Annotated in this window: 27 protein-coding genes; 13 read left to right on the forward strand and 14 right to left on the reverse strand. The window is 67.3% G+C overall.

Features of this window, described 5'->3' with window-relative positions; translation table 11 throughout:
• Positions 1-57: 57 nt before the first annotated feature.
• The 12 genes from E6J58_14625 to E6J58_14680 all read right to left on the reverse strand — a co-directional run bounded on the left by E6J58_14625 (position 58) and on the right by E6J58_14680 (position 13,128).
• Positions 58-2,016 (reverse strand): alpha/beta fold hydrolase, encoded by a 1,959-nt coding sequence (locus E6J58_14625; GenBank protein TMB36128.1) that lies wholly within the window; start codon positions 2,014-2,016, stop codon positions 58-60.
• A 254-nt stretch (positions 2,017-2,270) separates the two neighbouring features.
• Positions 2,271-2,942, reverse strand: coding sequence for a deaminase (locus E6J58_14630; GenBank protein TMB36129.1), 672 nt, complete (start codon positions 2,940-2,942; stop codon positions 2,271-2,273).
• A 487-nt stretch (positions 2,943-3,429) separates the two neighbouring features.
• The gene (locus E6J58_14635; protein TMB36130.1) at positions 3,430-3,726 is read right to left on the reverse strand and encodes a coiled coil domain-containing protein; all 297 of its coding nucleotides are present in this window, start codon (positions 3,724-3,726) and stop codon (positions 3,430-3,432) included.
• A 70-nt stretch (positions 3,727-3,796) separates the two neighbouring features.
• Positions 3,797-4,882 carry a 4'-phosphopantetheinyl transferase superfamily protein gene (locus E6J58_14640; protein ID TMB36131.1) on the reverse strand — a complete coding sequence of 362 codons (1,086 nt, stop codon included), beginning with the start codon at positions 4,880-4,882 and terminating at the stop codon, positions 3,797-3,799.
• A gap of 26 nt (positions 4,883-4,908) precedes the next feature.
• Complete coding sequence (truB, locus tag E6J58_14645) at positions 4,909-5,859, reverse strand: tRNA pseudouridine(55) synthase TruB (GenBank protein TMB36132.1); 951 nt, start codon at positions 5,857-5,859, stop codon at positions 4,909-4,911.
• On the reverse strand, positions 5,849-6,865 hold the full coding sequence (locus E6J58_14650; protein TMB36133.1) for a bifunctional oligoribonuclease/PAP phosphatase NrnA: 1,017 nt from the start codon (positions 6,863-6,865) through the stop codon (positions 5,849-5,851). Before E6J58_14650 ends, truB begins: the two co-directional genes overlap by 11 nt.
• Complete coding sequence (rbfA, locus tag E6J58_14655) at positions 6,862-7,254, reverse strand: 30S ribosome-binding factor RbfA (protein TMB36134.1); 393 nt, start codon at positions 7,252-7,254, stop codon at positions 6,862-6,864. Before rbfA ends, E6J58_14650 begins: the two co-directional genes overlap by 4 nt.
• Positions 7,251-7,667 carry a DUF503 domain-containing protein gene (locus tag E6J58_14660; protein ID TMB36135.1) on the reverse strand — a complete coding sequence of 139 codons (417 nt, stop codon included), beginning with the start codon at positions 7,665-7,667 and terminating at the stop codon, positions 7,251-7,253. The genes rbfA and E6J58_14660 overlap by 4 nt, the downstream gene beginning before the upstream one ends.
• 25 nt (positions 7,668-7,692) lie before the next feature.
• A complete protein-coding gene (gene infB, locus E6J58_14665) occupies positions 7,693-10,566 on the reverse strand; it encodes a translation initiation factor IF-2 (protein ID TMB36136.1) in 2,874 nt (957 codons plus the stop codon).
• A 42-nt stretch (positions 10,567-10,608) separates the two neighbouring features.
• The gene (locus E6J58_14670) at positions 10,609-10,929 is read right to left on the reverse strand and encodes a DUF448 domain-containing protein (protein TMB36137.1); all 321 of its coding nucleotides are present in this window, start codon (positions 10,927-10,929) and stop codon (positions 10,609-10,611) included.
• Between the two features lie 3 nt (positions 10,930-10,932).
• Positions 10,933-12,618, reverse strand: a complete 1,686-nt coding sequence (gene nusA / locus E6J58_14675) for a transcription termination/antitermination protein NusA (GenBank protein ID TMB36138.1) — start codon at positions 12,616-12,618, stop codon at positions 10,933-10,935.
• Positions 12,619-12,651: 33 nt separating this feature from the next.
• Positions 12,652-13,128 carry a ribosome maturation factor RimP gene (locus E6J58_14680; GenBank protein ID TMB36139.1) on the reverse strand — a complete coding sequence of 159 codons (477 nt, stop codon included), beginning with the start codon at positions 13,126-13,128 and terminating at the stop codon, positions 12,652-12,654.
• Between the two features lie 119 nt (positions 13,129-13,247).
• On the opposite strand from E6J58_14680, the gene E6J58_14685 reads away from it, so the two are divergent.
• The 5 genes from E6J58_14685 to E6J58_14705 all read left to right on the forward strand — a co-directional run bounded on the left by E6J58_14685 (position 13,248) and on the right by E6J58_14705 (position 17,681).
• Positions 13,248-14,087: a carbon-nitrogen hydrolase family protein gene (locus E6J58_14685; protein TMB36140.1), complete on the forward strand. Its 840-nt coding sequence runs from the start codon at positions 13,248-13,250 to the stop codon at positions 14,085-14,087.
• A 56-nt stretch (positions 14,088-14,143) separates the two neighbouring features.
• Positions 14,144-15,691 (forward strand): hypothetical protein, encoded by a 1,548-nt coding sequence (locus E6J58_14690; protein TMB36141.1) that lies wholly within the window; start codon positions 14,144-14,146, stop codon positions 15,689-15,691.
• Between the two features lie 9 nt (positions 15,692-15,700).
• The gene (locus E6J58_14695) at positions 15,701-16,285 is read left to right on the forward strand and encodes a hypothetical protein (protein TMB36142.1); all 585 of its coding nucleotides are present in this window, start codon (positions 15,701-15,703) and stop codon (positions 16,283-16,285) included.
• A gap of 109 nt (positions 16,286-16,394) precedes the next feature.
• Positions 16,395-16,688, forward strand: coding sequence for a septation protein SpoVG (locus E6J58_14700; protein TMB36143.1), 294 nt, complete (start codon positions 16,395-16,397; stop codon positions 16,686-16,688).
• A gap of 33 nt (positions 16,689-16,721) precedes the next feature.
• Positions 16,722-17,681 (forward strand): ribose-phosphate pyrophosphokinase, encoded by a 960-nt coding sequence (locus E6J58_14705; GenBank protein TMB36144.1) that lies wholly within the window; start codon positions 16,722-16,724, stop codon positions 17,679-17,681.
• A 28-nt stretch (positions 17,682-17,709) separates the two neighbouring features.
• On the opposite strand, the gene E6J58_14710 is transcribed toward E6J58_14705, so the two are convergent.
• Complete coding sequence (locus tag E6J58_14710; GenBank protein ID TMB36145.1) at positions 17,710-18,144, reverse strand: hypothetical protein; 435 nt, start codon at positions 18,142-18,144, stop codon at positions 17,710-17,712.
• 81 nt (positions 18,145-18,225) lie between these two features.
• Between E6J58_14710 and E6J58_14715 the strand changes: the two genes are divergently transcribed.
• The 7 genes from E6J58_14715 to E6J58_14745 all read left to right on the forward strand — a co-directional run bounded on the left by E6J58_14715 (position 18,226) and on the right by E6J58_14745 (position 23,632).
• Positions 18,226-19,017, forward strand: coding sequence for a sulfurtransferase (locus tag E6J58_14715; protein TMB36146.1), 792 nt, complete (start codon positions 18,226-18,228; stop codon positions 19,015-19,017).
• A gap of 357 nt (positions 19,018-19,374) precedes the next feature.
• Positions 19,375-20,124 carry a 50S ribosomal protein L25 gene (locus tag E6J58_14720; protein TMB36147.1) on the forward strand — a complete coding sequence of 250 codons (750 nt, stop codon included), beginning with the start codon at positions 19,375-19,377 and terminating at the stop codon, positions 20,122-20,124.
• 3 nt (positions 20,125-20,127) lie between these two features.
• Entirely contained in the window at positions 20,128-20,688 is a 561-nt protein-coding gene (locus E6J58_14725; protein TMB36148.1) for an aminoacyl-tRNA hydrolase, read from the forward strand.
• A 47-nt stretch (positions 20,689-20,735) separates the two neighbouring features.
• On the forward strand, positions 20,736-21,248 hold the full coding sequence (rpsF, locus tag E6J58_14730; protein TMB36210.1) for a 30S ribosomal protein S6: 513 nt from the start codon (positions 20,736-20,738) through the stop codon (positions 21,246-21,248).
• A 27-nt stretch (positions 21,249-21,275) separates the two neighbouring features.
• Entirely contained in the window at positions 21,276-21,602 is a 327-nt protein-coding gene (gene rpsR, locus E6J58_14735; protein TMB36211.1) for a 30S ribosomal protein S18, read from the forward strand.
• An 11-nt stretch (positions 21,603-21,613) separates the two neighbouring features.
• A complete protein-coding gene (locus tag E6J58_14740) occupies positions 21,614-22,060 on the forward strand; it encodes a 50S ribosomal protein L9 (protein ID TMB36149.1) in 447 nt (148 codons plus the stop codon).
• A gap of 75 nt (positions 22,061-22,135) precedes the next feature.
• The gene (locus E6J58_14745) at positions 22,136-23,632 is read left to right on the forward strand and encodes a hypothetical protein (protein ID TMB36150.1); all 1,497 of its coding nucleotides are present in this window, start codon (positions 22,136-22,138) and stop codon (positions 23,630-23,632) included.
• Here the strand turns inward: E6J58_14745 and E6J58_14750 are convergent, their stop codons facing one another.
• A complete protein-coding gene (locus E6J58_14750; protein TMB36151.1) occupies positions 23,633-23,845 on the reverse strand; it encodes a hypothetical protein in 213 nt (70 codons plus the stop codon). It abuts the gene before it with no gap.
• Here E6J58_14750 and dnaB point away from each other — a divergent pair.
• A complete protein-coding gene (dnaB, locus tag E6J58_14755; protein ID TMB36152.1) occupies positions 23,804-26,923 on the forward strand; it encodes a replicative DNA helicase in 3,120 nt (1,039 codons plus the stop codon). The genes E6J58_14750 and dnaB overlap by 42 nt on opposite strands.
• Positions 26,924-26,952 lie beyond the last annotated feature (29 nt).

Consider the following 26,952-nt stretch of genomic DNA (forward strand, 5'->3'; position numbering starts at 1 on the left):
TGCGTGCTTGCAGGGCAAGCGATGTAGCCCCCTCCTGCCCGTGCGCTGCTCGGCGGGTCAGTTCGTCTTCATTGGCTCCAACAGCTTCTGCTGCAGGAAGAGAGCGATGGCGGCGGTCGCGTAGTCGCGATTCTCCTTCTTCGCGAAGCCGTGACCTTCGTTCATGCCGAGCAGGTACCAGACGTCCTTCCCGCGTCCGCGGACCGCCTTGACGATCTGCTCCGCCTCGCTGCGCGGAACGCGCGGGTCGTTGTACCCCTGCTGCACGAACAGCTCCGCCTCGATCTTGTCGACGCTGAGCAAGGGCGAGATCCGCTCTTGCACGGCCCGCACCGCCGGGTCGCGCTCATCGCCGTATTCGGCGCGTCGCAGATCGCGCCGGTATGCCTGTGTGTTCTGCAGGAAGGTGACCAGGTTCGAGATGCCGACCACGTCGACCGCCGCCCGGACGCGGCGGCCCTGGAAGGCAGCGGTGGCCAGTGTCATGTATCCGCCGTAGCTGCCGCCGTAGACGCCGACGCGAGAGGCATCGAGCTCGGGCTGCCTGGCGATGAAATCCAGCGTCGCCGGGATGTCCTGCAGCGCCTGCTCCCGCTTCGCGCCGTCGTCGGCGGCGAGATACGCCTTGCCGTACCCCGCTGACCCGCGAACGTTCGGCAGCAACACCGCTAGCCGTAGCTCCGAAGCCAGGAGCTGAACGAAGGACGAGAACGTGGGACGGCTCTGCCCTTCCGGACCGCCATGCCAGATGACGACCACCGGCAGCTTGCCCGTCGCGCCGCGGGGCTTGTACAGGAACGCCGGCATGGTCCCCGCGCCGCCGCCGGCGGGATAGCGGACGAGCTGCGCATCGACGAACGTCGACGGGTCGAGCCCACCGACCTCCGACCGCGTCCAGCGGACCACGCGCATTCCGCGCAGGTCGATCTGGTAGACGTCGGCAGGCTGCGTCGCCGTCTGGAACGTCACTGCGAGCTGATCGGCGCGGTGCCGTGGAAATTCGAAGTTCTCGATCACCGCGTTGCCTGGCAGCGCGATCTGCTGCGCGTGGCGCTGCCGATCGAGAACGTAGAGCCGCGACGCCCCGTCCTCGTTGGTGGCGAAGGCCACCCGCGACCCGTCGTCCGACACCGCCAGGTCCTCGACGTCCCACTTCACGTCTGCCGCGAGCGCGGTATGGTTGCCCTGCCCGTCGAGCAGGTAGAGCTGGTTGAAGTCGCTCCAGCGATCGGTGACGAGGTACACGCCCTTGCCGTCCGCGCTCCACCGCGCAGCGATCACACTCGCCTTGCCTTCTTTCGGTGAGAGCTGCGTCAGCTTCCCCGACGACACGTCCAGAGCGAACAGATCGGCGTCCTGGATGCTGCGCTCGTGAACGACCAGGAGCCGCGCGCCGTCGCGCGAGAACTCCACCGGCGCCCAAGTCCCTTCCGCCTCGGTGACCCGCCGCGCGTTCTTTGGCGAGCTGGCGTCGGCGACGTAGACATCGGTGTCCTTTCCGTTGCGTTGCGTGCTGGAAAAGGCGACCCGCTTGCCGTCGCGAGAGAGGGTCAGCGACTGGTGGCGGCTCTTGCCATCGGTGAGCAGCTCGGATCGTCCCGAGCGCCGGTCGAGCCGGAAGAGCTGGTAGAACTCGCCGCCGCCTTTGTCCTGCAGGTACCAGACGATCTGGGGATCGCCTGGCTGGAACCTTGCCGCGTTGACCGGCTCGTCCGCGAAGGTGATCTGCGTGCGCATGCCGAGGGGCATCTCGACGACGTGCAGCTGGGCGGTGGAAGCGAAGCGCGTGGTGATGAGCAGCGCACTGCCGTCATCTGAGACGTCCGCCAGCGCGGCGGAGCGCGCGTTCAGGTACTGGCCGGTGCGCGATTTGAGATCCGCGGGGATCGCCGGCACCCCGCTCTGGAGCAGGCTGGGAACGCCCGGCGCAGGTCCCATTCCCTCGACGGTGGAAGAAGGAGTCTCGGGTGCGGGCGGGGCAGCGGCAAGCAGGAACGCGAGGATGAGAACCGGCATGGCGCCGCGTTTTGCGCGGGACCTGTGCAAAAAGCAAGGCCAGCGAATGACCGGCCCTGAGACTAGTGCAGCGCATGTGAGATCCGATGGCCGCCGCTCATCCCGACGCTTTCACGCTGATAGATCGATCTGCGTCCGTTGCGGCCCCTCGTGTTCGGCCAGCGCCACAAAGCCCTCGACGCCGACCTGGTGCGCACCATCCACGGCTTCGACGCGCTTCTGGTGCTCACCGGATCGACGGCGTCGGCAAATCTTTAGCCCTCGCGCTTCATGCGCTTCCGGCGGGCAATCTCACGTTCGCTGGGGGAATCGAGCGTAGTGTCGCCAATCTTGATCTCACCCTCTCGCTCGTAATGGCCGACGATCAGGCCATTTGGAGAGACGCGGGACCTGGTCAGCTTGAAAGAATGCGGCGCCGAGCCGTCGGCGAACAGCTTTTTGCCGCCGCCAAGCACGACCGGCACTGTGAAGATGCTCATAGCGTCGACCAGGTCATTGGCGAGCAGCGCGTGGACGAGTTCGGTACTGCCCTGGGTGGCGAGGTTCGGGCCGTCTTCCTGCTTCAGGCGCTTCACGTCGGCGATGTCGCGCAGGAGCACTGAGCCTGCCCAGCTCGTATCGACCTCGCCTGAGCGCGAAACCGCGTACTTCTTGATGTCCTTGAACAGCTTGGCGATGCTGCCATGGGGAGCGTCTTCTTCGTAGTAGGGCCAGTACGCGGCGAAAATCTCGTAGGTCTTGCGGCCGAGCAGCAGGTCGAATTTCTCCTTGAAGACGCGGTGGACCTCTTCGCCGCCCGCTTGATCGAAATAGGGCATCGCCCAGCCGCCGAACTTGAAGGCCTTGGTCGGATCCTCGGTCGGCCCGCCGGGCGCTTGCATGACGCCATCGATGGAAACCTGGGCGCCGACGATAATCTTCCGCATGGGTCACTCTCCTTGTTTGAGGCGCAGGACGAACGGCCTGCTTCCGATCCGATGTGTTCCCACATTAACGTCTTGGCGAGCGGTGCGGTGTGCACCGCATGTGAGATCCGATCAAGCATTCGCTTCCGCGAGCGGATGATCGAAGCGGCGGGTTTCGTCCAGATGAAGGGAGTCGGGTCGTCGTTCCAATGCGCGATGTACGCGTCGATGTGCCCACCGCCGGTGTGCTGTGCGACGAAGAGTTGTCGAAAATGACGTGCAGCTCGCGGGGCGGGTGCGTCCGCGCGACCAGCTTCATGAAGGCGAGGAAGTCGGCATGCGGTGCACTAGAGCGCATCTCATGACCCCGGACCGAGCCAGGCAGCCGAGACGCAGCCCGGCGCCGCGGATCGGATGAGCGTTTGCGGATGCAAACGCGTCCGCGGCGAAGGGAGGGGTCATGAGATGCGCTCCCAGCCGTAGAGCCGCACCTCCGGTGCGGCAGCGGCTAATCGATCTTCGTCGAGTCGACGGTCTTCTTCAGCTCGTTCCAGGCCCCTTCCACGCCGGACTTCAAGGCTTCCCAGCGCTCCTCGCCCGCCGCCTTCAGCTCGTCCAGCTTGCGGCGCGCCTGCTCGTGCTTTTCTTCCGCCTTCGCCTGCGCCAGCTTCTGCTGATACTCGAGGCGCCCCTGGGCGGCGGCCTTCTCCGCCTTCGCCTTCATCTGCTTCAGCTTCGCGCCCCATTCCGCCACTTGCGCTTCCATCTTCGCGACGTAGGCGGCCTTCATCTCCTTCATGCCCATCCTGGACCTCCTTCACGCAAAGTCTATGCACCGTGCAAAGTGGCCGTCCACACGCGGAGGCGTCCGATGCTCAACTCCAGCGATATGTCCGCGGCGCGATTTCGGGCGCCTCGACCACCACGGCCGCGCGATAGGGATCGCCGACGTCGACCGGATGGACCGAGTACCGCCGGGCCGCGTCGGGAATCCCGGTCGCCCAGAGCAGCCGCGGCGGCGAGAACGCGATCTCGTACGACCGCGTCGACCGCGAGAGCCCCTCGCCGGTCGCTTTCAGGAACGCCTCCTTGCAAGTCCAGAGCCTGAAGAACGCGTCTGCCCTCCTGTCCGCGTCGGTCTCCGCGAAGAGCCGCTCGATCTCGCCGGGAGCATAGAAGCGCCTCGCAATCGCATCGCTTCGCCGCCGGCGCGGCAGCTCGACGTCCGCTCCGACTTCCGCCCGCGAGAGCGCGATTAGCGCCAGCGCGCCCGAGTGGCTGATGTTGAACCGCAGCGGCGAGCCTGGCAGGAACGGCTTGCCGTGAGGCCCGTAGCGGAACTGCACTTCGGAGGGATCGCAGGCGAGCGCGCGCCCGAGGACCTCGCGCAATGTCCCGCGCGCGGCGCCCCAGAGCGACCGCAGCGAGTCGGTGGCGAAGCTCTGGAATCTCTCCTCCTCACGCGGCGAAAACGTCTTTCGCATCGTTTCGAGGCGATCGCGACGAACGTCGAGGCTGGTCGCGATCAGCACCAGCTCGCCCTCGCCCGGGAATATTCGGTCCGGAGCTGGCATCCAGGTGGGATGGAACCTTGGAGACGGATGATTCATCGACGAGATGTTAGCGCTCGGAGCCTTCGCGTGCGCGCAGTAGTCCTGATCACTCTTTTCGTCGCCGCCTGCGGCGGCTCCGGCGGAGGGGCCGGCAGTGGCAGTGGCAGTCCGGACGCCGGTGCAGACGTCGTCACCATCGGCTGGACACAAGCGGCGATCACCACGCCGGTCACGACGACTGTCGGTGCCGGCGTGCCGGTGCGCTGGCGGAGCGGCGACGGCGTCGATCACACGGTCGTGGCGGACGCCTCGCCTCCCCCGAATTCGGTCGGCGTTCCGGCCGGCAGCACCAGCACCACGCAGACCATCACGACCCCCGGGACCTACCGGTATCACTGCACGATCCATCCGGGCATGCACGGGACGTTGATCGTTCAGTAATCCTTCTCGACCAGATCGTGGCTGCCGGAGAGGAGGACGCGCAGCAGCTTCAGCGTCCCGACGCCGTCGCTCTCGGCGACGGCGAGGACGCGGGCCTGCGGGTCCATCAGCCGGACCTTGCGACCCCGCGGATACGGCGGCGCGCGCAATCGCGACAGGTCCGCCGGTCCCGGCGCGTGCCCGTGCGCCACGCGGCGCGCGAGTTGGGGATCGAGCTGCAGCTCGGCGAGGTCGGTGAGGGCACGGGAGACGGGATGCACGAATCGCGCGAGCTCTTCCCGCGCTTCTTTCGCCGTGGTCATCAGGGTGTCCAGCCCGACCGAGTCCTCGAGTCCGAAGGGCCCCACGCGCATCCGTTTCAGCGCGCGCAGGTGCGCGCCGCAGCCGACCCTCTGCCCCAGATCGTGCGCCAGCGTTCGCAAGTACGTACCCTTCGAGCAGCGGACGAAGATTCCCGCGTCGGGCGGCCTGAACCACAAAAGCGTCGCCTCCGCGATGTAGACCTGCCGCGCCTCGCGCTCCACCTCCTCGCCCGCGCGCGCCAGCTCGTAGAGTCGCTTTCCGTCCACCTTGCGCGCCGAATACATCGGCGGCGTCTGCTCGATCAGCCCGACGAATCCTTCCAGCGCTGCCCGGACGCGGTCTTCGGTCAGGCCCTCGAGCGGCTTCGTCTCCAGCGTCCGTCCGGCGCTGTCCTGGGTGTCGGTGGTCGCCCCGAAGCGGACGACGGCGTCGTACTCTTTTTCCCCGTCGCTGACGAAGCTGGCGATCTTCGTCGCGTCCCCGATGCAGATGGGCAAGACCCCGGTAGCCGTCGGATCGAGCGTCCCCGTGTGCCCGCAGCGCTTTGCCTTGAAGAGGCCTTTCACCCGGCGGACCACGTCGAAGCTGGTGGGTCCGCTCGGTTTGTCGACGACGACTACGCCGCAGAGCTCATGCGTCATTCTTCAGTGCTTCCTCGACCTCGTCCGCGATCCGCGCGCGCACCTTCGCCTCGTCTCCCTCGATGCTGCAACCCGCTGCGTTGTGATGACCGCCGCCGCCGAACTTCTGGGCGATCGCGGCGACGTTCACCCGGCCGCGCGAGCGGAAGCTGACCCTCCAGGGACCCTCATCCTGCGGCTCGCGGAAGCTGGCCGCGACCTCGACGCCGTCCACGCTGCGGGCGAAGTTGATGAAACCGTCGGTCAGATCCGTCTCGCTGCCGGTCTTCGCCACCATGGCGTTGGTGATGGTGATGGTGGCGAGCTTGCCGTGGACCTCGAGCGTGGAGAGGACCTCGGCGAGCAGGCGCATGCGCGCGAGGGGCTGCTGCTCGTACACGCGCACCGTCATCTCCCACGGTTCGACCCCTGCCTCGACCAGCTCTGCGGCGATCCGCAGGCACTCGGGATCGGTGCTCGAGTACCGGAAACATCCCGTGTCGGCAAGGATGCTGGCATAGACGCATTCCGCGGTGTCCTTGGAAAACGGCCCGCCCAGCGCGCGGATGATCTTGTACGCGAGGATGCCCACCGAAGCGGCGTGCGGGTCGACGTAGTTCACGTCGCCGAACGGCTCCGTGGTGATGTGGTGGTCCAGGTTGAGGAGGACGCCGCGGCGATCCGCTCGAGGCACGTCCGGCCCCAGCCGGTCGAAGGCGCCCGCGTCGGCCGCCACCGTGACGTCGAAGGCGGCGCCCGCGGGCAACGACTTCGCCACCTCGGCCGCTCCGCGCAGGAAGCGGAAGTTGTACGGGAGATCGTCGGGATTGTAGACGGTCACTTCGCGGCCGAGATCCCGCAGCGCGGAAGCCAGCGCCAGGGCAGATCCGAGCGCGTCGCCGTCGGGACCGCGGTGCATGGTGATCAGGACCGTGCGCGCGGCCCGCAGCGCGTCGACTGCCAGCGGCAGGTTCTCCTCGGGCTTCCAGTCGCGCGCGTTCGCGACGCCGCGGTTGATCGCCTTCACTCGTCGCGCTCCGGAACGAACGGCTCCGGATGCTGCGTCCGCTCCTCGTCGTGCACCTGCCGGAGGAGCTGGTCGATGCGCTCACCTCGATCGATGGCCTCGTCGTAGGTGAAGCGCAGTTCGGGGGTCACGCGCAGCTTGAGCTCGACGCCGATCTCGCGGCGGAGGAAACCGCGCGCCTTCTCCAGGCCCTTTGCCGTGTGCTTGCGCTGTTCGAGGTCGCCGTGCACCGTCCAGTACACCCGGGCTTCCCGCAGGTCCGGCGACATCTTCACTCCGGTGATCGTCACCAGGCCGATGCGGGGGTCGCGCATGCCGCGCGCGAACCGCTCGGCGAGCAGCTGCTGGACCATGTGGGCCACGCGCTCCGGGCGGTTGTGCGTGGTCATTCCAGATCCTCCTCCTTCAGCCAGCCCGGCTCCCGCTGCTCCGGCAGCTCCTCCTCGTCCTGCTCCGGAGGCAGGCGCGAGAGATCGTGCGCGTCGAAGTCCGGCTTTCCCGACCAGTCGCTCTTCATCTCCGAGTAGGTCTCGATCTCCATTTCCCGATTAAGGATCTCCGCGATGTTCCCGGCGTCGCGCGCGCACTTGTCCAGCACTTCGTTGACGAAGCTGCGATCGTTGGACACCGCCGCGATGCCGATCACCGCGCGCTGCCAGATGTCGTTCTCCGCGACCTCGGCCGCGGCGACGTTGAAGCGGGAGCGCAGGCGATCCACCACCTTGCGGACCACCTGCCGCTTGTCCTTCAGCGAGGAAGCGCCCTGGACGTGGAGCGTAAGCCTGAGGATCCCGACGACCATCTGCACGTCCCGAGGCCCGCGCCGGCTAGGTCAGCGAGGGCCGGATCGTCTCCAGCTCGTACGCCTCGATCACGTCGCCGGGCTGGAAATCGGTGAAGTTCTCGATCCCGATTCCGCACTCGAATCCCTTGTCCACCTCTCTGACGTCGTCCTTGAAACGCTTGAGGGAGGCGATCTTGCTGGTGATGATGGGCTTCTGGTCGCGCAGCAGGCGCACCATCGAGGTCCGGGTGATCTTGCCGTCGGTGACCGAGGAGCCGGCGATAGTCCCCAGCTTCGGCACGTTGAAGGTCTGCAGCACCTTCGCGTGGCCCACCACCTTCTCCTTGATGATGGCCTCGAGCAGGCCCTCCATGGCCAGCTTCACGTCGTCGAGCGCCTCGTAGATGATGTCGTACTGCTTGAGCGTCACTCCCTGCGACGCGGCCGTCTCCGCCGCCTTCGACTCGGGTTTGACGCTGAACCCCACGATCATGGCCTTCGAGGCAGCGGCCAGCATCACGTCGCTCTCGGTGACGTTGCCGACGGCAGAATGAATCACGTCCACGGAGACCTTCGGAGTGGACAGCTTCGCCAGCGCCGTCTTCAGCGCCTCGACCGACCCGTGGACGTCGGCCTTGACGATGATCTTGAGGACCTTGGCCTCGTCCTTCTTGCCTTTGGCGAGGATGTCCTCGATGGAGAGCTTGTTGCTCTTCGAGAGATCCTTCTCGCGCTGCTTCTTCAGGCGGTGCTCGGCGACCACCGCGGCAGCCTGCTCGTCCTCGACCACGTTGAGATCGTCGCCCGCGGACGGTGCGCCGTCGAGGCCGAGCACTTCCACGGGGAACCCGGGCGGGACATCGTCGATCTGCTCGCCGTGCTCGTTCATCATCGCCCGGACACGCCCGTGGTGGACGCCGGTGACGATGGCGTCGCCGACGCGGAGCGTGCCGTCCTGGATGAGGACCGTGGCCACCGGGCCGCGGCCCTTTTCCAGCTTGGCCTCGATGACGGTTCCGACCGCCGGCTTGTTCGGGTTCGCCTTCAGCTCCATCACTTCCGCCTGGAGCAGGATGGCCTCGAGCAGCTTCTCCAGCCCCTCGCCGGTGCGCGCCGATACCGGGATCATCATCGTCTCGCCGCCCCACTCCTCGGAGATGAGCCCGTGTTCGGAAAGCTGCTGCTTGATGCGCTCGGGCTGCGCCTCCGGCTTGTCGATCTTGTTGATCGCGACCACCACGGTCACTTCCGCCGCCTTGGCGTGGTTGATCGACTCGACCGTCTGCGGCATCACGCCGTCGTCGGCCGCGACGACCAGCACCGCGATGTCGGTGACGTTGGCGCCCCGGGCGCGCATGGCGGTGAAGGCCTCGTGGCCCGGCGTGTCGAGGAAGGTAATCGACGCCTCGCCACCGTCGGAGCCGACCACGTCGACGGAGTAGGCGCCGATGTGCTGCGTAATCCCGCCGGCCTCGCCGGCAGCGACGTTCGCCTTTCTGATCGCGTCGAGCAGCGAAGTCTTGCCGTGGTCGACGTGCCCCATGATGGTGACGACCGGCGGCCGGGCCACCAGGTCCTCCGGCTTATCCGCCGTCTCCCGGATGAACTCGTCCAGCTCGAAGCCGACCTTCTCCACCTTCCAGCCGCTGTCGAGCGCCAGCACGCTGGCCGTGTCGAAGTCGATGGGCTGGTTCTGCGTCACCATCTTTCCGTTCGCCATCAGCTTGCGGATCAGATCGGCGCTCTTCACGCCCATGGTCTGCGAGAGCTCGGCGACGGTGATGGTCTCCTCGATGCGGATCACCTTCTTGTGCTCCGACATCTCGGTGATCTCGGTCTGCTTGCCCTTCTTCGCGCTCTTCTTCTTGTGTCCCCGGACGGGGACGTAGGCGCGCTGCCGGGCCAGGTCCACCAGGTCCTGCTTGGAGAGCGATTCGGTCTTCTCGACGCGCGGGCCCTTCTTGCCTCGCTGACCGGGTCCGCCCTTGTTGTCCTTGGTGACGTCGATGAATTCGCGGCCGCGGCCCGGACCGCCCGAGACGACGGCCAGCTCGCGGACCTCGCCTACCGGACGGGGGCGGAAACCGCCGGCCCCCGGCCCCCGGGGAGCGGGCCGTGCGATCGGGATAAGCGGCCGCGACAGCACCACTGCGCGCGTCGCGGTCGGCCGCGACGTGAGATTTTCGGTGACCTGGACCGACTGGACGCCGCCCGGTCCCTGGACGATGGGTCCACTGGCCTTCGGCGGCGGTGGCCGCACGTGGGGACGGGGCGGCGGCGGCGGCGCCGGGCGCGCCGCGACTTTGGCGACTCCGACCGGAACGTTGCTGACGGGCCCGAGCGGGCGCAACGCCTCGACCGCGCGGGGCGCAACCGCCGCTGGTTGCTGAGCGACGGCCGGTTTCGGCTCGGGCTGCGGCGCGGCGGGCTGCGGCTCGGCGCGGGCAACAGCAACGGCAACCGGCTTCTCGGCGGCAACCGGCGGCGGCACCGGAGGTGGCGTGCGCGGCGCAGGGATCGCCGGCGGGAGCACCTCCGCCGCGGCCGGTTGAGGCTCCGCCTTGCGCTCGGGAACGGGGGCAGGAGGAGGCTCCGCCTTGCGGACCTCCACGGAGCGCGCGGGGGGTTCGACGGCGACGGCTGCCTGCTGCGCGGCCAGCGCGGCGGCGTGCTCGTGTACGGCGGCGGTGTCCGCCTTCTTCCGCCGGAGGACCACGCCGCTTCCGGAGGACTTGGGTGCCTCGACCTTGGGGCCCTTCTCACCCTTGAACTTCTCGACCACCGCGAGCGCCTGGTCGTCCTCGAGCGAGGATGAGTGGCTCTTGACGTCGTACTCGTGAGCGCGCAGCCAGTCGACCATCTCCTTGTTGGAGAGGCCGAGATCCTTCGCGAGCTCGTAGACGCGCTTCTTCGCCATCCTGTGTAGAGTCCCTTCCAGAAAAACCCCTTTTTTGCGGGGCTAGCTCTTTAGTCTGCCGCCTCCGCCGTCGTCAAGCGAACCCGAGCCCACCCATCCGAGGAGGCGGTCGAGCGTCGGCGCCGCCGCCTTTCCCTTCAGCGCCCGCGGTATTGCGCGTGTGCGCACCGCCTCCCGCGCACAGCGCGCATCGTGGCAGAGCCAGCATCCGCGCCCGGGCTTTCCCAGCCCGGGAACCGCCTCTCCGCTTCCGTCCGCCACCAGCCGCAGCAGCTCGCGCCGGGGCCGGACCCTCCTGCAACCGACGCAGCGGCGCTGCGGTTCGACGGGTCGCAGCCGCCCCGCCCGGCGTCCTCGCGTCACGGGCTATGCGAGCTGCGGCTGGACTCCTTCCGCCGCCTTCTTCGCGTCCAGATCCGCCTTCAGCCGAGCCTCCTCCTGCAGGTAGTGCTCGACGGCCGCCTTCACCTGCTTGCCCTTCTTCACCCCCAGACCAGTCTGCTCGCCGAACTTCACCACGTCGGGCTCGTTGTGGATGTCCTCCACGGTCTTGTAGCCCGCGTTCGCCATCTGCTCGATGTTGCGCTCGCTGATCCCGCGCACGCGCAAGAGGCGCTCCTGCTGGGTGAGCTCGCTCGGGTGCTTGCGCGCCTCCGCCAGGCGGCGTTCCTCGCGCTCCTGCTCGATGCGCGAGAGCTCCTCCTCGTCCTTGCCGATCTGCTCCCGGGCAGCGGCGAGATAGCGCTCGACGTTGTCGGCCGTGATCCCGGGCATTTGCAGCAAGACTTCCGTGCTGGCGTTGGCGAAGTCCTTCGCGCTGCGGAAGCCGTGAGCGTACAGCAGCTCGACGGTCGCCTCCGGCAGCCCGATGGCGGTGAGCGACCGCGAGGCGAACTCGCGCATCTCCTTCACCCGGGATTCGCTGTTGATGTCGAGCTTCCAGCCGGTGAGCTGCGCCGCCAGGCGCACGTTCTGCCCGCGCCGGCCGATGGCCAGCGAAAGCTGGTCGTCGGGGACGATGATCTCCATCGCCCTGTTCTCGTCGTCGAGCAGCACGCGGCTGACCTCGGCCGGCTGCAGCGCGTTGCAGACGAAACGGGCGGAGTCGTCGTCCCAGGGAACGATGTCAATCTTCTCGCCGCGCAGCTCCTGCACCACCGCCTGCACGCGGCTACCCTTCATACCCACGCAGGCGCCCACCGGGTCGACGTCGGCGTCGCGGGAGGCGACGGCGATCTTGGTCCGGCCGCCCGGCTCCCGCGCCACGGCCTCGATCACCACGACCCCTTCGGCGATCTCCGGGACCTCCATCTCGAACAGCTTGCGCACCAGCTCCGGCGAGGCCCGGGAGAGGATGATCTGCGGCCCCTTGCTCTCGCGCAGCACGTCGAGCACGAAGGCCTGCACCCGGTCACCGGCGCGGTAGCTCTCGCGCGGCGTCTGCTCGCGGACCGGGAGCACCGCCTCCGCGCGGCCGAGGTTGACGATGATGTTGCCGCGCTCGAACCGCAGCGCGATTCCCGAGACGATTTCGCCCTTGCGGTCCTTGTAGTCGTTGAAGACGTTCTCGCGCTCGGCGTCGCGCGTGCGCTGGATGATCACCTGCTTGGCGGTCTGCGCGGCGATGCGGCCGAAGCCCTTTCGGTACGTCTTCAGCCTGAGGATGTCGCCGTAGCGCTCGTCCTGGACGCGGGCCTCTTCCTCGTCCTCCGGCCGGTAGAAGATCTGGAAGAGGAGCTCGTCGCCGATCTCGGCCTCGATTCCCTTCTTGCCCGCTTCCTCCAGCGAGATCTGGTTCACCGCCTTGACCGGGTCCTCCACCTCGACGCGCTCCACGACGGTCAGGGTCTGGAACACTTCCACGACCTGCTTCTCCTCGTTGTAGGTCGCCTCGATCGCGCGGTCCTGGCCGAAGTGCTTCTTCGCGGCCTGCGCGATGGCGTTTTGCAGCGTGTCCACGAGGACCGAGCGCTCGATGCCCTTGTCCTTCGCGACCTGGTCGAGGACCATGTTCAGGTTGACGATCGGGGCCTGCGGTGCTGGGGCAGCCATTTCTTCTCTCTCTTTTCTATTCAGTTGTCGGCACTACTCGAACACTGGATCGACGTTCGCCTTGCTGACCTGCGCGTGAGGGACGCGAAAGATCCGTCCATCGACATCCAACACGATCGTTTCGTTGTCGTAACCTTGTAGGATTCCTACAAAAGTCTTCCGGTTCTCGCACTCCGGCAGAGGTCCGAACGTCTTCACCCGAACCCTCTTTCCGGCGAACTTCTGGAAGTGCTCGGGGGTCCTCAGAGGGCGGTCGAGGCCTGGGCTCGACACCTCCAGGTCGTACGCGCCCTGGATGGGATCCTCCACGTCCAGCGCCGCCGACACCGCCCGCGAGATCGAGCTGCAGTCGTCCAGCGACACCCCGCCGCTCTTGTCGATGAAGATCCGCAAGATCTGCCGGCCGCCCGGCCCCCCGAGCTCGACGTCGATCAGCTCCAGCCCCTCCTGTGCGGCGAGCGGAGCCGCGATCTCGCGCACCTTGTTGAGGATTTCGTCTTTCCTTCCCACTGCAACCCCGAAAATAAAAAAGTGGGCCACTGCGGACCCACTTTCGGCTACGGCTCCGAAAATGTGAGGCCGGAGGTAACAGACCGGCCCATGATAGTCAAACAGCGACGGAGGCGACCGTGTTCCTCGCGGCAGCGGTGCAGATGAGATCGGGCAGCGACCGGGCGTCCAACGAAGCGCGCGCCCTCGCGCTTCTCGGGCAGGCGGCCGACCGAGGCGCGGCACTGATCGGCCTTCCGGAGATGTGGGAGCACATCGGACCGGCCCGCGAGAAGCACGCCTTCGCAGGGCCCGTGGACGGTCCGCAGCTGGCGCGCATCCGCGACTTCTGTGCGAGCCGGAAGGTGTGGTGCCTCGCGGGATCGATTGCGGAGGTGGCGCGCGAGGACGCCGGCCGCCGCGGCGGCGGAGGCCGGATCTACAACACGAGCGCGCTGATCTCCCCGGACGGCGCGATCGCCGCGACGTATCGCAAGCTGCACCTCTTCGACGTCGACATCCCCGACGGCGCGCGCTACCGCGAGTCGGAGCAGGTCGCGCCAGGAGACGCAGTCCCGCGTGCGTTGGACACGGTGCTCGGCGTCAAGCTGGGGCTGTCCGTCTGCTACGACCTGCGCTTTCCAGAGCTGTACCGGCAGCTCGACGCCGACGTGCTCTGCGTTCCCGCCGCTTTCACCGCCTACACCGGCCGGGCGCACTGGGAAGTGCTGCTGCGCGCGCGCGCGATCGAAAACCAGGCCTACGTGCTCGCTCCCGCGCAAGTCGGCCGCATCGGGCCGGCGAACGAGAACCGCTTCGCCTGGGGACACGCCTGCCTCGTCGATCCCTGGGGCGAGGTCATCGCCGACGCGGGCGGCGAGGAGGAAGGCATGGCGATCGCCCCCATACATCCGGCGCGACTGTCGCAGGTCCGCCGCGATCTTCCCGCTTTGCAGCACCGCAGACGCGATGTGCTTTGATTGACGGACTTGCGATCCCGGGTAAGGTCGATTCGACCTTCTCGGGGGCAAATCGCATGCATCTTCGCAAGCTGTTCGTGATCGCCGCCGCAAGCTTGTGCTTCGCGGCCGCAGCGATGGCCCAGTCCGACGCGGCACCGCCGTCCCAGCCCGACGCGAGCGCGAAGCCGCCGGCGAAGCCCGCGAAGAAAAAGAGGACGAAGAGCGGCAAGAAGAGCGGCAGCAAGAAGACGTCGAAGAACCGCAAGAAGAAGTCGTCCGCGCCAGCTGCCGCCGTCCAGCCCGTCGAGCCGATCGTGCCCGACGACGGCGAACCGCCGCAGCTCACGCACCAGCCGGTCGCCGCGGGAACGCGCGGGAAGCCGCTGACCATCGCCGCGCACGCGGTCGATGCGAACGGCGTCTTCGGGCCCATCCTCTACGTGCGCAAGAGGGGCTTGGGAACGGGCGACTACGTCCCCATCCGGATGATCGCTTCGAAGATCGTGCCCGGCGACTACTCCGTCGACGTCCCCGCGGCGCTGATCAACCTCGACGGGCTCGAGTACTACATCGAGGCCTGGGACACCGCCGGCAACGGTCCGACGCGCGCTGGCTCCTCCGAGGTGCCGATGGCGGTGGCCATCGAGGAGGAGAAGCGAGCGATCGCGCTGCCGACTCTGCCGACCAACGTCACCATCAAGCCCAAGGGAGCGCCGCCGGCCATCACCCATGCCGCGCTGACGCAGGCGCTCAAGGGCAAGCCCGTCGAAATCAATGCGCGGCTGGTGGGCGACACGGGCGTGCAGGGCGCCGCCGTCATGTTCCGGCACGCGGGCGAGAAGGACTACAGGGCGCTGCCGATGGGCAACATCGGCGGCGACGACTACACCGCGACCATTCCCGCGGCGATGGCCACCTCTGATCTCGAATACTACGTCGAGGCGTTCGACCAGTACGGCAACGGCCCCGCCCGGTCGGGGGCACCGAACGTCCCCTACGGCCTCAAGGTGATGGATGCGTCTCCGGCTGCTGTCCCGGCGCCGGCAGCGGCTTCGGTCGCAAGCCGCAGGCGAACGCTGGACGACGAGGATACCGACCGGACCATCATCGGCATCGGGATCGACGGCGGAGCGCCCGGCGGCGGAGGCGCGATGTTGCTCGTGCGGCCGTTCTGGTGGCTGCGCCTCAACGGAGGCCTCGCCTACAACGTCGCCGGGTTCGGCTATCGCGGCGGCATCACGCTGTCCCCTGCCGATTGGGCGGTCAGCCCGACCCTGAACATCGACGCCGGACAATACTTGAGCGGCGACTTGAATAAGTTCGTAACGGTCAACGATTCGAACCCCGCGTTCGTAGGCGCGGTGCGTACGCTGCTCTCGAAGACGACGTACAAGTTCGCCACCGCCCAGGTCGGCCTCGAGTTCGGATCGCAACGGCGATTTGTCTTCTACGTGCGCGGCGGGCTCACGTATTTCGAGAGCTCACTGTCCGGGGCGGAGATCACTGCGGTCGCCCAGTCGAAGAACCCCGACCCGAACAACACGTACAACTTCCGCGGCGATACGAAGTTCTCGGGAATCCTGCCCTGCGCAAGCCTGGGCTTCAACCTCTTCGTCTACTAGCGAGGGGACATGCGGAACCTGAAAGCCATCTCTCTGCTCCTGCTCCCGCTCTTCGGCTGCTTCGCGCAGCTGGAAAACCCGGACATTGCCCTGAGCCACAATCTCTGCGGCGGGACGGCGAACTGCATGCCCGGAGCGCTGCCGCTCGGGCTGATGCAGATCAGCGGGCAGAACACGTTTACCGTCGATTTCGGCGATCAACCACTGCTCCAGCCGTCGACCGCCGTCGGTCCAGCCACGGTGAACACCTCATTGATCCTGGGCGGGGCAGGGATCCAGCTGCAGAACGCGGCGAGTGGCGACTTCTCGCAGGTAGCGACGATCAGCCTCCTGGCCGCCCCGAGCGCGACGACCGACTGCTCGGCGACGGGAAGCAACTGCACGGTGCTGGCGGACTACGACCGCGCCCGCGACGGGGCAGCGAACCAGAGCATCACGCTCCGGGGACGCGGGGTCGACCTCATCACCTTCATTTCGAGCACCTCGCACTCCATGAACCTTCAGCTCCAGGCCAGCGGCACGGGGCCGAGCGGCGCCTGGAACGCCGACGTTTCCATGGACATGGGCCTGAAAGCACGAGCGAACTTCCCCTAGGACTTCAGTAGGATCCAGCCGCCAGGCGGTCGTTTGACAACCCGTCCGGCGGGGGGTTACGGTCCCTCGTGGAGTCCTCCGTAGGCGTCGCATCCAGAGGGGTCGCATCATGGAGATCACCGAGGTGCGGGTCTTTCCCGTCAATGAGGAAAGGCTGAAGGCCTACGTCACCATCACTCTCGACAACTGCTTCGTCGTGCGCGACCTGAAGGTTATCAACGGCAACACCGGCCTGTTCGTGGCCATGCCGGCAAAGCGCCGCAAGGACGGCACCTTCAAGGACATCGCACACCCGTTGAACAGCGAGACTCGCGAGCGGATGGAAAAGGTGATTCTCGCGGAGTACGACCGCGAGCTCGCGCGCGGCACTCCGCCGACCTCCGCCGCGGCGGCAAGCGGGTAGACCCGCCACGCGGCTCGTTGTAGAAGGCCGCGCATGCCCGAATCCGAGTCGGACCTCGTCATCTTTTCCGGGAACTCGAACAAGCCCCTGGTGAAGGAGATTTGCGAGTACCTGGAGATAGCGGTCGGCCGCTGCGACGTGGGCAAGTTCTCGGACGGCGAGATCCAGATCGAGATCGAAGAAAACGTCCGGGGGCGCGACGTTTTTCTCGTCCAGAGCACCTCCACTCCGGTGAACGATCATCTGATGGAGCTCCTGATCATGATCGACGCCGCCCGGCGGGCGTCGGCGTCCTCCATCACTGCCGTGGTCCCCTACTTCGGCTATGCCCGCCAGGACCGCAAGGTCGCGCCTCGCACGCCCATCACCGCACGCCTTGTGGCGGACCTGATCACTTCCGCCGGCGCCGACCGGTTCCTTTCCATGGACCTGCATGCAGGGCAGATCCAGGGCTTTTTCGACATGCCTTCCGACCACCTCTACGCTTCACCGATCCTCGTCGAGGACATGAAGCGCAAGTACGGTTCCCGGCCGGACGAAGTGGTCGTGGTCAGCCCGGACGCAGGTGGCGTCGAGCGTGCTCGCGCATTCGCCAAGCGTCTGGGGGCAACGCTCGCCATCGTCGACAAGCGGCGGCCGAAGGCCAACGTCGCGGAAGTGATGCAGATCGTCGGCGACGTCCGGGGCAAGACCGCCATCCTGCTGGACGACATGATCGACACCGCCGGCACTCTCGCGCTGGGCGCCAAGGCCCTGGCCGAATCCGGCGCGCGCCGGATCGTCGCCTATGCCGTCCACCCCGTCCTCTCCGGGCCGGCGGTGGAGCGCATCCAGGCCTCGAACATCGAGGAAGTGGTGGTCACCAATACGATTCCGCTGCGGGACAACGCGCTGGCTTGCAGGAAGATCACCCAGCTCTCCGTGGCGAAGATCTTCGGCGAGGCCATCCGCCGCATCCACAGCGGTGATTCGCTCAGCTCCCTGTTCATCTGATTTCCTGGCGCCGCAAACCGGCGACGCGTCAGCTGGACTGGTCGAGGTGCTCGCGAAGCGAGGCGTGCCGGCGCACGATCGCATCCGAGATCGAGAAGATCGTCTCCTTCCATGCGCTCGCGCGGACTTCCGCCGCGGTCAATGGGGACGCCGCCTCGGGACCAGGTGGCATCGAGTCGGCGGCATCGATGAGGGTCGTCACGTACTCATTTCCCCGCGCCCAGATCTCCATGGAGACGATCAGGCGGTCTTTGCTCTGGGCGCGCTCGCTCAAATCGCCTATGAACAAGGTAACCTTCACGCGCGGCTGCGGGTGACCTGGCGTGACGACCGTCGTGAAGAACGCGGTGGGAACATCGCTCCCGGGCTCAAAAACGCTTCCGACCAGCTGGCGCGTTTCCCGGCCGCAGCAGCGACACGGAGCAGTCCTTGCTTCGGTCTTGCCGAAGACCCATTCGGCCATCGAGCCCAATGAACCACGCGGTGCCGGAGAACTCAACGCGCGCGGGAATCGTTCGGGAACGGCGCGCATCGACTCCTGGGCATGGGAGATCTCATCCTGCAGCACGGTCAAGCCGTGCTGTTCATCGTCAGCCTGATCGCGCAGCTCGGAGCGCCGGTTCCGATGACGCCCTTGCTCCTTGCCGCCGGAGCCCTGGCCAAGGAAGGCCAGCTGTCGTTCGCGAGCGTCGTCGCCATCTCGATGGCTGCCTCCGCGCTGGGCCATCTCGTCTGGTACGAAGCTGGACGGCGGCGCGGCACGGCGGTGCTCCGGCTGATCTGCCGCATCTCGCTCGAGCCCGATTCCTGCGTCCGCCGGACGGAAGATTTCTTCGGCCGGCATGGCGGCCGCGCGCTCGTCGCCGCCCCCTTCGTTCCGGGTCTGGGCGCGGTGGCTCCGCCGCTCGCGGGAATGGCGGGGATGCCGGTCGCACGATTCTTGTTGCTGGACTCGCTCGGCGCATTGCTCTGGTCGGCGCTCCTCGCCGGCATCGGGTTCGTGGCCGGACCGGAGCTGATGGCACTCGTCCAGGTCGGGCTGCGATTCGGCGCGTGGCTCGGGCTGGCTGCCGGCGTCGTGGTCGGCGCTTGGCTGGGATGGAAGATCGCCCAGCGCAGCGCCGTGGCGCGTGCCGTGGTGGTGCCGCGCATCGAGGCTGACGACCTGCGCTCCCGACTCGGTTCCAGCGACCCGCCACTGGTGGTCGACCTGCGGAGCGAGATGACGCGCGGGGAAGAGTCGATCCCTGGCGCGCATCCGGTCGCGCCCCGCGAGTTGCCGCGCTGGGCGCAGGGAATTCCGCGCGACAAGGAGATCGTCGTCGCCTGTGATTGACCCAACGAGGTCTCGAGCGCCCGGGCGGCGCTCACGCTGATCGAGCTGGGCTACCTGCGGGCACGCGCGCTGCGCGGGGGAGTGCAGCGATGGCGAGCGCTCGGATTCCCCCTCGCGCCCGCCCCGGTTGTACCCCTTCCCCTCCCTGCGGCCCCTGCCTTGCGGCCCGGGTAACGGGGCGGTCACGTCAATCGTTCCGCGGCGCAAGCGCCGCGGTGCTTGCTTGCGCCGCGGTGCGGTGCATGCTAAAAGCCCGCGCTCTTTGAAGTTCGGGCGATCCAGCGAACCCCGGCACCGTCAATCCCATGCACGCGCCCGCCCGGCGCGGCGGCGGAGTCCGGACACGAAGGAGAAGTCATGGCGAATGACGTCAGCACGCTCACCGCCCAGAAGCGCGACCAGGCGGGCAAGGGCCCCTCGCACCGCCTGCGGGGCAAGGGCCTGATCCCCGCCGTCTGCTACGGCCCGTACGAGAAGCCGCTCCACGTGGCGGTGGATCCGGAGGCGATCAAGAAGGCCATCGCCACTCCGCACAAGTTCAACACGGTGATCAAGCTGCAGGTCGACGGCGGCGAGACGCGCACGGTGCTCTTCAAGGACTTCGAGAAGGACCCGGTCGACGGCCACATGCTCCACGCGGACTTCCTGGAAGTGCGCATGGACAAGGACGTGGTGGTGAACGTACCGGTCATCCTCAGCGGCAAGCCCGAAGGCGTGACGGCCGGCGGCATCCTGCAGCAGGTCGCACGCACGCTGCCGGTGCAGTGCAAGCCCAGCGACATTCCGGAGAAGATCGAGGTCGACGTCTCCGCCCTGAAAATCGCCGAATCGCTCCACATCAAGGACGTGAAGATGCCGGCCGGCGTCCAGCTCAAGGTGCGCGGCGACCAGACCATCGCAGTGGTCAACGTGCCCGAGAAGGAGGAGGAGGCGCCGAAGCCGGCCGCCGTCGCCGCCGTTCCCGGTGCGGAGGGTGCTGCCGCTCCGGCGGTCCCGGGCGCCGCGGTGCCTGCCCCGGGTGCTCCGGGCGCGCCGGGGGTGCCGACCGCTGCTCCTGCCGCGGCCGGAGCGAAGGCCCCTGCCGCCGACAAGGGCGCCAAGAAGTAAGCGGTGCGCCTCCTCGTCGGCCTCGGGAACCCGGGCCCGAAGTACGAGCGCACCCGTCACAACGTCGGCTTTCGCGTCGCCGCGGAGGCGGCGCGAAAACTCGGCGCGGCGCTCGGATCGGACTCCCGCTGGAACGCGCTGGTCGGAAAGGCGCAGGACATCGCGGTGCTGCTTCCGCAGGCGTACATGAACGTGAGCGGCGAAGCGGTGGCGCAGGCGGCGCGGTTCTGGAAGGTGCTGCCGGAGGGAATCGTGGTGGTGCACGACGAAATCGACCTGGAGTTCGGACGCATCCAGGTGAAGCAGGGCGGCGGCGACGCGGGGCACAACGGGTTGCGCAGCATCCGGGAGCATCTCGGTACCGGCGAGACCCTGCGGGTGCGATTCGGGGTGGGCAGGCCGCCGGAGCAGTGGGAAGGCGCGGACTGGGTGTTGGCAAGATTCTCCTCGGAGGAGGAGGCGGCTTTGAAGGAGCTGGTACCGCTCGCGGCCGAGGCGGCGATTGCGGCGCTGGTGCAGGGAAGTGCGGTGGCAGCGAATCGGTTCAACAGAAAGCCGAAGTGAACCTCGCTCCCGGCGTGTCCGGGGGCTTTACCCATGAGGGTGATGTGATGCAGCAGACGGAGACGCAGAGCACCGGTGGGGTCCCGCAGCACGCCCCGGGCACCAGGTTGCGCGAGTACGAGACGATCTTCCTCGTCCGGCCGGACCTCGCCGAGGATCTGGTGGACAAGATCGTCGAGCGCATGCGCGGCATCGTCCACCGCGACGGTGGAAAGGTGATCAAGGTCGAGAACTGGGGCAAGAAGAAGACCGCGTTCGAAGTGAAGAAGAACTTCCGCGCCATCTTCGTCCGGTTCCTCTACCTCGGCGACACCCGCGCGGTGGCGGAGTTCGAGCGCAACCTGCGCATGACCGACGACGTGATGAAGTACCAATCGGTGAAGATCGCCGACGACGTCGATGCTTCCAGCCGCGCGGTGGAAGCGGACGTGAAGCTCCCGGGCGATCCGGAGATGCCGGAGCGGATGGCGCGCGAGCCGGAACCGTTCGGCGGCGCGGAATTCGGCGGCCGGCGCGACGAACTTGCGGACGAAAGCGAGCTCCCTCCCGAGGCGGAGTAAGGAACCATGAGCGACATGAAGAAGGAGATGGCGTTCGGCGAACGCTCGGGCGGCGGCGGCAGGGGCGGAGGGCGCGGCGGCGCCGGACGCGAGGACCGGGGCGGCGGCGACATGGACCGTGGGGGAGGCCGCGGATTCGGTCGCCGCAAGGTCTGCCGCTACTGCGCCGACAAGAACCTGAAGGTCGACTACAAGAACGCGGCCGACCTGAAGTACTTCGTCACCGAGCGCGGCAAGATCGTGCCGCGGCGGATCTCGGGCAACTGCGCCCGGCACCAGCGCGAGGTGGCCACGGCCATCAAGCGCGGCCGCCAGGTAGCGCTCTTGCCCTTCACCATCATGCAGCACCAGTAGGAGGCGCGCAGATGAAGGTCATCCTGACGAAAGACCTGGACAACCTCGGCCGCGCCGGCGCGCTGGTCGACGTGAAGACGGGATACGGGCGCAACTACCTGCTCCCGCGCAACCTCGCGGTGCTGGCGACGGCGAAGAACATCCGGCAGCTCGAGCACCAGAAGGCCGGCATCCTGGCGCGCGCGTCCAAGGAGAAGCAGAACATGACCGCGATGGCGCAGAAGCTCTCCGTCATCGAGGTCAGGCTGACCCGGAAGGTCGGCGAGCAGAACAAACTGTTCGGCTCGGTCACCTCCAAGGACGTGCACGAGCAGCTCGTCTCGCAGGGGTATCAGATCGAGCGCAAGCAGGTGCACCTGCCCGACCCGCTCAAGGAAGTGGGGACGCACGAGGTGGAGGTGAAGCTGCATCCGGAGGTGGTGGCGAAGGTGAAGGTCACCATCGCGCCGGAGGCGTAGGACACCGGCTCTTCGAAGCCTCGGGGACAGCATTTTCATGGTGTCCCCTCCTCTGGGGTATGCTGGCGCGCCTTCATGCGGATGCTGCTCGCCATCGCCGGCCTCGCAGGCGCACTGCACGCCGCCCCCCATCGCAAGGCGCCGCGCGCCGATGTGGCCGGACCTTCGTCGCGACCCGTTTCCGCGCGGCCGGACGCGACGACGCCGCTCCCCGCCGACACTGCGCCGCCGGCCCCTCTGGCGCAGCGTCCGGCTCCCGCGCCGCCCCAGGTCTCGCCGCGGCGCTTCGGCCGCTTCGACCTGGACATGCCGTTCGCTCAGTTCCGTGCTCTGCCGGATCTGGCCGACTGCGCGCCCGCGCTCGCGGCGCCGACCGGCCATGCGGAATGCGCGCTGCCGAAGGCGCCCGACAATTTGTCGCGCGTGCAGCTCGCCTGGGAGGAAGGGCGCAACGGCGGTGACCTCACCGCCCTGCGGCTGCTGTTCGACCCGCAGCTCGCGCCCCCGCTGACGGACCTGGAGTGGCAGCTTACGCGGGGGTGGGGCCCGCCGCTCCTCGAGCAGCTGCGCCGCGACCGCGACCAGAAGTTCTTCACCCTGCAGTGGGAGGACGGCGAGCACCGTGCCACGGTGGAGGCGCAGGCGCCGCGCGATCAGCCCTCCCGCGCCACCGCCGTCGTCCTCGAACGCAAGCAGGTGCCGCTCTCCGGCGAGTTCAGCGCGCTGCATCCGCGGGCGTTTCCGAACTTCCGGGTGCGGTGGATCCGTGCTCTGGGGGACGTCGTTGACGCCGGCGCAGGAAGCGATGGGGGAGCAGTCTCCGTCGTGGGTCACGCAGCGCAACTACGTCGGGATCTGGAAGCTCGAGCCGGCCACGCCTACCCGGCCCCGGCGGTGGAAACCGCTCTGGGAGCGGGTCACCGGCGGAGACGACGAGGAACCGCCCCAGCGCGTCCTCTACGTCGACATTCGCGACGTCACCGGCGACGGCGTCGCCGACCTGGTGGTCGAGCTGTCGTGCGAGACGTGCGGCGCCACGGCCGACGAGGTGATCGTGAAGACCGTGCGCGCCGGCAAGCTGGTGGACCTCCTCTCCAAGCGCGACCTCTACCGGGCGCAGGTCGAGCTCGCCCCGGGGCGAGTGCGGATCCGGGAGCCCGAAGGCGAGGACGACCAGGGGCTCACCGTCAGCACGTACGCATACGATCGCGGCAAGGGCGCGTTCGTTCTCGCCCGCGAGGAGCGGGCGCCGGCGCCGCCGCGCTGACGTGGTACCTTCGGGCGATGGGAAAGAAGCCGCCGCTGCCGCCGTGGCTCGAGCACGCCGCGCTGGTGAAGAAGAAGATGAAGGAGCGCGGCTTCAAGATGGCGGACCGGGTGCAGATCTGCGAGCGGTGCGAGGAGTACGCGGAGGAGACCTGGACGCTCAAGGGCGGCCAGGGGATGGGCGGCCGCGACATCTGCGCGTGCATGAACTGCGGGCGCGCGCGGAGCTGGAAGGGGCAGGGTCCGGCGCGCACGGTGGAAGAGCCGTTCGATCTGATGGGATTTCTGGGGATCCTGCCGCTCTGATTATCTCAGTGCCTTGCGCAGCTCCGCGGCTCGCCGGCGGACCTTCGGGTCGCCGGTCTCGAGCTCCACCGATGCCAACCGGTTGCGGAGCGCGGGCGGCGCCTTGAGCGTCCCCGCCTTGTGCATCTCTTCGAGGCGCGACAGGGCCTTGTCCACCGTGTCCTCGTCCGGATGGCCGAGGAGGCGATCCAGCAGCCGCGGGTCGGCGGGCATGTCGTTCTTCTTCAGATAGTCGGTCGCGGCGGCATAGAAGGCCTTCGGATCCTCGATGGCGAAGAGCTTCTTGCGCTCCTCGTCGCCTTCCTCGGTCCCCTCGCCACCTTTCCCGCGCAGGTGCTCGGGAAGCGGCGCCCCGCCGGAGAACAGACGCTCGAGGTTCGTCTTGTACTTCGTATACCCGGTGCTGCGCTCGAACGAGTCGCGGTCGCGCTGGTCGCGGCGGGTGGGGCCGCCCCGATCGCGCATCTTGTCGATTTCACGCCAGCTTCTCTTCTGCCGCGGCCGGTCGTCGTCAGTCACAGGCGCTCCACAGGAATCCACAGGATAACAAGATTGCGCTTCACAGGCTTCTTGGGCGAGGGACTGTCAGACCCTCATGCGCAGGATGGACCTGTGAGCGTTCCCGCCAACGTCGTCGCCCTGCCCCACGGCCGCGTGCCGCCTCACAATCTGGACGCGGAGAAGAGCCTCCTCGGCGGCATCCTGCTCGACACCGAGGCGTTCCCCGAGGTGGTCGAGATCGTCCGCGCGGAGGAGTTCTACCGCGACGGACACCGCAAGGTCTTCGAGGCGATGAGCGCGCTGTTCGGCAAGAGCCAGCCCATCGACCGCATCACCGTCAAGGACGAGCTGACGGCCATGGGCGCGTTCGAGGCCGTTGGCGGCGACGAGTTCATCGACCTGCTGGACAAGATCGTCCCCACCGCGGCGAACCTCGCCTACTACGCGAAGATCGTCCACGAGAAGGCGCTGGCGCGCCGCCTGATCGAGGCGGCCAGCTCCATCGCCCAGCTCGGATACGAGCAGCACGGAGACGTCGGCGAGTTCGCCGACGAATGCGAGCGCCGCATCTTCGCCGTCACCGAGCAGCGCAACGCGGTGAGCTTCGTGCACGTGAAGCCCATCATCGCCGCCACCTTCAAGAACATCGAGGCGCTCTACGAGCGGCAGGAAGAGATCACCGGCATCCCCACGGGCTTCGCCGACCTCGATCGGCTCACCAGCGGCTTCCAGCCCGGCGACCTCGTGATCCTCGCGGCGAGGCCCAGCATGGGGAAAGCCCAGCCGCTGAACGCCCCGGTCCTGACGCCTTCCGGCTACGTTCCGATGGGAACCATTCAAACTGGGTCTCTGGTGATCGGCGCCGACGGGGAGTCCCATCGGGTCCTTGGCGTCTATCCTCAAGGTGACAAACAGGTCTTTCGCCTCCGCTTCACCGACGGCGCCACTGTCGAATGCTGCGATGAGCACCTGTGGTTTACGACGTCCCGGCTGGAGAGCCGCAGACCAGGCGGCGAAGGATCGGTCAAGACACTTGCGGAGATTCGCCGCACGCTCCACGTCGCCGGAGAACCGGGCCGCCTCAATCACAGGATCCCTATCGTTGCTCCAATCAAGTTCGCAACTCGACAGCAGCCACGCCTTCTTCCGCCGTACCTCCTCGGACTCCTTCTAGGCGACGGCAGCTTCCGCAATTTCAGCGTGCGATTCGACGGCGCGGAAGCCGACGTGCACGACCGGTTGCGTGCACACTTGCCTGAGTCGGATTCCGTGTCCGTCAACGGCATCACCGCTCGCGTGCGGCGGCGATCCGGCGAGCCGACGGAGAAGATGCACCGTCTCCTCGGTGCTCTGGCAGCGGCCGAGGACGCCGGTCACCGCCCAAGCCTCGCCGAGCTTTGCGAGGCGACCGGCACAACGAGTGCGGTCGTGGTTCACGGCCGGCTGGTGAGCCTGCGCGCGAAGGGATTCGTGGACTGGCAGCCAAATCAGAAGCGAGGTGTACGCCTGACAGACGCAGGAAGACGTCGTGCAGCCGAACCCTGTCCGTCACCGCGCCGCGCTTCGACAACCCGGTTGGCACTCGAGCACTATGGGCTCTACGGATTGAGCAGCGACGAGAAATTCATTCCCGACGACTATCTCCATGCGAGCGTCGCTGAGCGGCTCGATCTGCTTCGCGGCCTTCTCGACACGGATGGCCACGTCATCGTTCCGGGAGGCCGCGCCGTTGAGTTTACGGTCACCTCCGAGCGGCTCGCGGATGGCGTCGTGTGGCTCGTCCGCTCACTGGGCGGAATCATCTCGCGACGCGAGAAGGTCACTTCATACCAATATCGGGGCGAACGCCGAGTTGGATTACCGGCCGTCCGGGTTCGCCTCTGGTTCCCGAATGGGATCGTTCCAGTCAGTTCGAAGAAGCATGTCGCGCGATGGGACACCACTGCCGATCGATTCGTCGGCAGATTCATCGAGTCAGTCGAGCTGATCGGAACGAAGCCCTGTCAGTGCATCTTCGTCGATAGCGACGATCACTTGTACGTCACGTCCGATTTCGTCGTCACCCACAACACCGCGTTCTGCCTGAACATCGCGAGCCACGTGGGGTGCCATGCGCAGTATCAGAACAAGCGCTGCGGTGTAGGCGTCTTCTCTCTCGAAATGCCGAAGGAACAGCTGGTGATGCGCATGCTCTCCAGCGAGGCACGCGTCGACTCGCAGCGCATCCGGACGGGCAAGCTGATCGAAAGTGACTGGGCCAAGCTGGCGCAGGCGGCAGGCGTCCTCGCGGACGCGAACATCCACATCGACGACTCGCCAGCCATCTCCGCCCTCGAGCTTCGGGCGAAGTGCAGGAGGTTGTTCGCGAGGTACGAGAACAGCGAGCAGCCCATCCGGATGATCGTCGTCGACTACCTCCAGCTGATGCGGGGCAACGAGCGCATCGACAGCCGCGAACAGCAGATCGCCGAGATCTCGCGCTCCCTGAAATCGCTGGCGAAAGAGCTGAGGATTCCCGTCCTCGCGCTGTCGCAGCTCAATCGATCCCTGGAAAAACGCCCCGACAAGCGACCGATGATGAGCGACCTGCGCGAGAGCGGCAGCCTGGAACAGGACGCAGACACCATCCTCTTCATCTATCGGGAGGAGGTCTACGAGAAGGACAAGGAGGACGTGAAAGGCGTCGCGGAGATCAACATCGGCAAACAGCGCAACGGCCCCATCGGCACGGCGAACCTCGCATTCATCCACGAGCACACGCGGTTTGAGAATCTGGCGAGGGAGTATTAGCACCGCGCACTCCCGTGCGCGGGCGCTGT

Source organism: Deltaproteobacteria bacterium (genome assembly GCA_005879535.1).
Lineage (GTDB): Bacteria > Myxococcota > Myxococcia > Myxococcales > 40CM-4-68-19 > 40CM-4-68-19.

Bases quoted from the DNA above. Each gene is read 5' to 3' on its own strand.
- E6J58_14625 (TMB36128.1), bottom strand. From the start codon at position 2,016: ATGCCGGTTCTCATCCTCGCGTTCCTGCTTGCCGCTGCCCCGCCCGCA.
- E6J58_14630 (TMB36129.1), bottom strand. From the start codon at position 2,942: ATGCGGAAGATTATCGTCGGCGCCCAGGTTTCCATCGATGGCGTCATG.
- E6J58_14635 (TMB36130.1), bottom strand. From the start codon at position 3,726: ATGGGCATGAAGGAGATGAAGGCCGCCTACGTCGCGAAGATGGAAGCG.
- E6J58_14640 (TMB36131.1), bottom strand. From the start codon at position 4,882: ATGGATCGTGCAGTGATACCGGTAGGTCCCGGGGGTCGTGATGGTCTG.
- truB (TMB36132.1), bottom strand. From the start codon at position 5,859: ATGACGCATGAGCTCTGCGGCGTAGTCGTCGTCGACAAACCGAGCGGA.
- rbfA (TMB36134.1), bottom strand. From the start codon at position 7,254: ATGACCACGCACAACCGCCCGGAGCGCGTGGCCCACATGGTCCAGCAG.
- E6J58_14660 (TMB36135.1), bottom strand. From the start codon at position 7,667: ATGGTCGTCGGGATCCTCAGGCTTACGCTCCACGTCCAGGGCGCTTCC.
- infB (TMB36136.1), bottom strand. From the start codon at position 10,566: ATGGCGAAGAAGCGCGTCTACGAGCTCGCGAAGGATCTCGGCCTCTCC.
- nusA (TMB36138.1), bottom strand. From the start codon at position 12,618: ATGGCTGCCCCAGCACCGCAGGCCCCGATCGTCAACCTGAACATGGTC.
- E6J58_14690 (TMB36141.1), top strand. From the start codon at position 14,144: ATGCATCTTCGCAAGCTGTTCGTGATCGCCGCCGCAAGCTTGTGCTTC.
- E6J58_14695 (TMB36142.1), top strand. From the start codon at position 15,701: ATGCGGAACCTGAAAGCCATCTCTCTGCTCCTGCTCCCGCTCTTCGGC.
- E6J58_14700 (TMB36143.1), top strand. From the start codon at position 16,395: ATGGAGATCACCGAGGTGCGGGTCTTTCCCGTCAATGAGGAAAGGCTG.
- E6J58_14705 (TMB36144.1), top strand. From the start codon at position 16,722: ATGCCCGAATCCGAGTCGGACCTCGTCATCTTTTCCGGGAACTCGAAC.
- E6J58_14710 (TMB36145.1), bottom strand. From the start codon at position 18,144: ATGGCCGAATGGGTCTTCGGCAAGACCGAAGCAAGGACTGCTCCGTGT.
- E6J58_14715 (TMB36146.1), top strand. From the start codon at position 18,226: ATGGGAGATCTCATCCTGCAGCACGGTCAAGCCGTGCTGTTCATCGTC.
- E6J58_14720 (TMB36147.1), top strand. From the start codon at position 19,375: ATGGCGAATGACGTCAGCACGCTCACCGCCCAGAAGCGCGACCAGGCG.
- rpsF (TMB36210.1), top strand. From the start codon at position 20,736: ATGCAGCAGACGGAGACGCAGAGCACCGGTGGGGTCCCGCAGCACGCC.
- rpsR (TMB36211.1), top strand. From the start codon at position 21,276: ATGGCGTTCGGCGAACGCTCGGGCGGCGGCGGCAGGGGCGGAGGGCGC.
- E6J58_14740 (TMB36149.1), top strand. From the start codon at position 21,614: ATGAAGGTCATCCTGACGAAAGACCTGGACAACCTCGGCCGCGCCGGC.
- E6J58_14745 (TMB36150.1), top strand. From the start codon at position 22,136: ATGCGGATGCTGCTCGCCATCGCCGGCCTCGCAGGCGCACTGCACGCC.
- dnaB (TMB36152.1), top strand. From the start codon at position 23,804: ATGGCCGAGGAGGCGATCCAGCAGCCGCGGGTCGGCGGGCATGTCGTT.
- E6J58_14750 (TMB36151.1), bottom strand. From the start codon at position 23,845: ATGCCCGCCGACCCGCGGCTGCTGGATCGCCTCCTCGGCCATCCGGAC.